Source organism: Candidatus Poriferisodalis multihospitum, from assembly GCF_028283155.1.
Classification (GTDB): Bacteria; Actinomycetota; Acidimicrobiia; order Acidimicrobiales; family Poriferisodalaceae; genus Poriferisodalis; species Poriferisodalis multihospitum.
Genome location: NZ_JAPYOK010000008.1, coordinates 1 through 2,871, shown reverse-complemented (window position 1 = coordinate 2,871; position 2,871 = coordinate 1). Strand labels below are relative to the sequence as shown.

Annotated in this window: 5 protein-coding genes; all 5 read right to left on the bottom strand. The window is 70.0% G+C overall.

Going from position 1 to position 2,871, the window contains the following annotated elements:
• Positions 1–224, bottom strand: a 224-nt coding sequence (locus VI480_RS00170; protein WP_323670786.1) for an S-adenosylmethionine:tRNA ribosyltransferase-isomerase, incomplete at its 3' end; no start/stop codon positions are given.
• A gap of 30 nt (positions 225–254) precedes the next feature.
• Positions 255–1,451 carry a Holliday junction branch migration DNA helicase RuvB gene (gene ruvB, locus VI480_RS00165; protein WP_323670785.1) on the bottom strand — a complete coding sequence of 399 codons (1,197 nt, stop codon included), beginning with the start codon at positions 1,449–1,451 and terminating at the stop codon, positions 255–257.
• Positions 1,448–2,053 (bottom strand): Holliday junction branch migration protein RuvA, encoded by a 606-nt coding sequence (gene ruvA, locus VI480_RS00160; RefSeq protein ID WP_323670784.1) that lies wholly within the window; start codon positions 2,051–2,053, stop codon positions 1,448–1,450. Before ruvA ends, ruvB begins: the two co-directional genes overlap by 4 nt.
• Positions 2,054–2,061: 8 nt before the next feature.
• On the bottom strand, positions 2,062–2,622 hold the full coding sequence (ruvC, locus tag VI480_RS00155; protein ID WP_323670783.1) for a crossover junction endodeoxyribonuclease RuvC: 561 nt from the start codon (positions 2,620–2,622) through the stop codon (positions 2,062–2,064).
• Between the two features lie 95 nt (positions 2,623–2,717).
• The coding region (locus VI480_RS15440) for a YebC/PmpR family DNA-binding transcriptional regulator (RefSeq protein WP_416246602.1) at positions 2,718–2,871 on the bottom strand (154 nt) is incomplete at its 5' end.

Sequence of the window (2,871 nt, the reverse complement as noted above, 5' to 3'; positions counted from 1 at the left end):
AGCGGCAGGCGTGCGGGCATCACCCGCGTGTCGTTGACGACCAGCAGATCTCCGAGGCCGAGCAGCGAGGCAAGGTCGCTGATCCGGTGATGATCGGGCGCTTCGTCGGGTCCCCGGTCCACCAGCAGCCGGGCCGAGTCGCGCGGCTCGGCGGGAACGTGCGCTATCGACGATGGCGGCAGCTCATAGTCGAATTCGTCCATCCGCAGCCGCGGCTCGCTCATCGCATGCTGAGGCTATGGCCGCCAACGACCTCACCAAGGGGCATCGTCGACTTCTGCCGGTGCGTCCTGCGCCCTTGGCACGTCCTGCAACGCAGCGGCGGGAGCCGCGGCATCAAACAGCGTCGCATCGGCGCCTGAGTCACTGCCGGCCTCCTCGCCCGCCGGTGGAGCCTCCACGCCGAGATGTGCGAACGCCGCGGCGGTGGCGATGCGGCCGCGTGGCGTGCGCTGCAGCAGCCCGCGCTGGATCAGGAAGGGTTCGTAGACGTCCTCGACGGTCTCGGTCTGCTCGCCGACGGTGATCGCCAGCGTGGACAGCCCCAACGGCCGTCCGACGTGGGTGACAGCGAGCGCGCCGAGAATCGCCCGGTCGACTTTGTCGAGACCCAGCTCGTCGACACCGAATGCCGCGAGCCCCTGCCGCGCCACGTCCACGTCAATGGCACCGCTGGCGCGCACCTCAGCGAAGTCGCGAACCCGGCGCAGCAGCCGGTTGGCGATCCGCGGCGTGCCCCGGCTGCGCGACGCGATCTCCGCGGCCCCGTCGGCGTCGATGTCCACACCCAGTATCCCGGCCGCACGGGTCACGATGGCCGTCAGATCGTCGGTGGAGTAGTAGTCGAGGCGTTCGACCAGCCCGAAGCGGTCTCGCAAGGGTCCCGAGATCAGCCCGGTCCGGGTCGTGGCACCCGCCAGTGTGAAGCGGGGCAGCTCGAATCGGATCGAGCGCGCTGCCGGGCCCTTGCCCAGCACGATGTCGATCGCGAAGTCCTCCATGGCCGGGTAGAGCACCTCCTCGACCACCTTGGGCAGGCGATGGATCTCGTCGATGAACAGCACATCGCCGTCGGCCAGGTTGGTGAGAATGGCTGCGAGATCACCCGCCCGCTCCACGGCTGGGCCGGATGTCAGGTGCAGCGCTGCACCCAGTTCGGCGGCGATGATGCCGGCCAAAGTGGTCTTGCCGAGCCCCGGCGGGCCGGCGAACAGCAAGTGGTCAGGCGTTTGGCCGCGGGCCAGCGCTGCTCGCAGCGTGATGGCGACGTGCTCCCGCACTTCGGGCTGGCCCACGAATTCCTCCAGCGACCGTGGACGCAACGAGGCCTCGGCGTCGCCGTCGTCTGCCGCCGATCGGGCCGGGTCGGTGACGTCGCTGCGTCCGGGCGCTGACGCCGCTGCCGATTCGTCGCGCCGGTAGCCCTCGGTGCGGGCGGTCCTGGCGCTCATCGCGGTCCGAGCTCCTGCAGCGCCACGCGCAGCAGTGCGCCCGTGTCGCCCTCTGCGTCGTTCGCTGCTGCAATGGAAACCGCCGCCATGGCCTCACGCACCTCGGCCGGGCTGAATCCCATCTGGCTCAGCGCGGCGCGCACTTCGGCGACCGCTGAACCCGCGCCGTCGCCGGTCGGCCCCGCCGCACCGGTGCTGGGGGTCGCCGGTGTGCCGAGCCGAGACTTCAGATCGAGCACCATCCGCTTGGACGTCTTGGCGCCGATGCCGGGCACCAGCTCCAGCGCGGCAGCGTCATCAGCAGCGACCGCCCGCCGCAGCTCATCGGGCGGCAAGTGCGAGAGCACCGCGAGCGCCAGCGCGGGTCCCACGCCGTGCGCGCTCAGCAGAGCCTCGAAACAGCGCCGCTCGTCGAGTTCGGCGAAGCCGTAGAGGTCCGAGGTGTCCTCGCGCACGTGATGGTGGGCATACACGAAGCACTCGTCGCCGATCGGTCCTGCACCGGCCAGTGTGGACGGTGCGACGATGACGCGATACCCCACGCCACCGGCCTCGATCAGCAGCTCTCCGCCAGGATCCTTGTCGAGCAGGCGCCCGCGCACCGAGCCGATCACAGCGAGGACGTCGCTGCGCCAGAAGCCGGCAGCAGCACGCGCGCCCGGGCATGCGACCCCGCACTGCCCCACGCCGCCTGGGACAAGTGGCACAGCGCGACGGCAGCCGCATCGGCGGCATCCGCCGGCTCGGGCGGCCCCGGCAGCGCGAGCAGCTCGCCGACCATCCGCTTCGTCTGGTCCTTGTCGGCCCCGCCCCAGCCCGCAACGGCCTGCTTGACCTGAGTGGGCGTGTACTCGACCACCTCCACACCGGCTGCTGCCCCGAGCGCCATGGCCAGCCCGGCCACCTGCGCCACACCGATCGCCGTGCGGGCGTTGGCCTGGAAGAAGACTCGCTCCACAGCCACCACCGAGGGCTGGAATTCGGAGATGAGCGACTGCAGCTCGTGCATCTGCGTGGCCAGACGAACCGCGTGCGGCTCCGCGGGATCGGTGCGGATGACGCCCAGGGCGACCGCTTCAGTGCGAGCGCGCTGTGCCCCCGAGCCCGCAATCTGCTCTACCACGCCGTACCCGCAGCGCGACAATCCGGGGTCGATCCCCAATACGAACATCAGTACGAACCGTAGCCTTTGACACCGTCCGAGCCGGGTATGCGTGACACGGCTCCGTCTCCGTGGTGTGATGGCCGCGACACCGGTCTCTGATGTCAGCCGGCGATCGCCTCCAGCAGCGAATCGCTGATGTCGAAATTGGCGTACACACCCTGCACATCGTCGTGTTCGTCGAGCGCGTCGAGCACCGCCATCACCTGCTTGGCCTCCGACACGCTGGTCAGCTCGATCAGGTTCTGCGGCGCATAG

What these genes read in the sequence shown, in the direction of transcription:
- ruvB (WP_323670785.1), bottom strand. Translation starts at nt 1,451, where the DNA reads ATGAGCGCCAGGACCGCCCGCACCGAGGGCTACCGGCGCGACGAATCG.
- ruvC (WP_323670783.1), bottom strand. Translation starts at nt 2,622, where the DNA reads ATGTTCGTATTGGGGATCGACCCCGGATTGTCGCGCTGCGGGTACGGC.